This window comes from Arthrobacter sp. CMU6 (assembly GCF_059090205.1).
On the sequence record NZ_JBNHFL010000111.1, the window covers coordinates 1 to 343 of the forward strand.

A 343-nucleotide genomic window follows, 5' to 3' on the forward strand; every position below is an offset into this window, starting at 1 on the left:
ACAAAGGCGTGGTCTGGCAACAGAACACCAACCTTTTCTACCTCGGCGCCCAGGACCAGTACTACACCTTCAACATGTTCGACGCCCAGGCCTGGTTTGCCCGCGACGTCATGACCGGAGCAATCAACCTCCCCTCCCTCGCCGAGCGCGAAGCAGACATTCAGCTCTGGCTCGAACGCCAGGACACCCTCCCCGACCACGACGCCGAAGCCGACTTCCAGACGGACTACCTGCGCGAACTCATCGACGCCACCGACTACCCGCCCTTCGACCTGGACGCCGTATCCCAACTCTTCAAAGACTGGATGCGCCACAAACACGATGACATCCTGGGATACCGCGA

The 343-nt window shown here is 60.6% G+C and carries 1 pseudogene; it reads left to right on the forward strand.

From position 1 onward, the window contains the following. Positions 1 to 343 (forward strand): annotated as a pseudogene (locus tag AC5RWD_RS23290) (NAD(P)/FAD-dependent oxidoreductase); the annotation flags it as partial.